This window comes from Cupriavidus mimosae (genome assembly GCF_023952485.1).
Lineage (GTDB): Bacteria > Pseudomonadota > Gammaproteobacteria > Burkholderiales > Burkholderiaceae > Cupriavidus > Cupriavidus taiwanensis_C.
In genome coordinates, this window is record NZ_JALHRY010000086.1 from 1 (window position 1) to 1189 (window position 1189).

Annotated in this window: 1 protein-coding gene; it reads right to left on the minus strand. The window is 62.4% G+C overall.

Translation table 11 applies throughout. The features are described from left to right. Nucleotides 1-158: 158 nt before the first annotated feature. Nucleotides 159-1121: an IS5 family transposase gene (locus tag MKD50_RS30400; RefSeq protein WP_012354594.1), complete on the minus strand. Its 963-nt coding sequence runs from the start codon at nucleotides 1119-1121 to the stop codon at nucleotides 159-161. Between the last annotated feature and the right edge of the window lie 68 nt (nucleotides 1122-1189).

A 1189-nucleotide genomic window follows, 5' to 3' on the forward strand; every position in this document is an offset into this window, starting at 1 on the left:
ATACTCTGCACAAACGCGAATCGAGTGTGCTTGGCCGTTTAACAGGAAGCTGAATGCGCCACGACGCCAACCTATCAGCTCGGAGCGAAGCTATCTCGCACGCGCGAAGCAGCATTCGCGGGCTGCGCGCGAGGCATCGGCGTGAGCCAGAAACGCGCTCATGCCCCGGCAGCCAGCAGTTTGCCGCGCGCCATCCACAAGTTGGACAGTGCGAACAAGGTCATGAGTTGCGCGGTGTTCTTCCTCAGCCCTCGATAGCGGACCTTGGTGTAGCCGAACTGCCGCTTGATGACCCGGAACGGATGCTCGACCTTGGCCCGGATGCCCGCCTTGATTCGCTCGACCTGATCGACGAGCGCGCCAAGTGGTTTGCTTTGGTCCAGGACGCGACGTTTGCCTGGCTTCATCGCTACGTGCCAGTTCACGCCCGCCCGCGCGTCCGGACGCTTCTCCACGCCCTGATAGCCCGCATCGCCGAACGCGTCGGTTTCCTCGCCATGCAGCAGGCTGTTGCCCTCAACCACGTCGTTGACCTTGCCCGCCGTGCCCCGCACCGTGTGCACCAGCCCGCTTTCGGCGTCCACGCCAATGTGCGCTTTCATGCCGAAATACCACTGGTTTCCTTTCTTGCTCTGGTGCATCTCTGGGTCGCGTTCGCCCGACCCATTCTTGGTCGAACTCGGTGCGCTGATCAGTGTCGCGTCCACCACCGTGCCCGCGCGCAGCATCAATCCCTTGTCGCGAAGGATGTCGTTGACCAGCGCGAGGATCTGAGCGGCCAGCTTGTGCTTCTCCAGCAGGTGACGGAACCGCAGGATGGTGCTCTCGTCGGGCAGCCTCACCGTCCAGTTGTCCAGCCCGGCGAACTCCCGATACAGCGGCACGTCGTGCAGCGCTTCTTCCATCGCCGGGTCCGACAGGCCGAACCATTGCTGAAGGAAGTGGATGCGCAGCATTGCCTCGACCGCGAACGGGGGACGGCCGCGCTTGCCTTCCGGGGCGTACGGAGCGATCAGCATCACCAGATCGGCCCATGGCACCACACGGTTCATCTCGTCCAGGAATTCGCGCTTGCGGGTGCGCTTGGTCGACAAGTTCAGTCCAAGGTCAGTTTGTTTCATGCGCCACATGCTCGCTGGCTCGACGATTCATTGCAAGCACATCCGCCGGCTAATTGTGCAGAGCATCC

Excerpts from the sequence above, each read along its gene's own strand:
- MKD50_RS30400 (WP_012354594.1), bottom strand. The coding sequence starts at position 1,121 with ATGAAACAAACTGACCTTGGACTGAACTTGTCGACCAAGCGCACCCGC.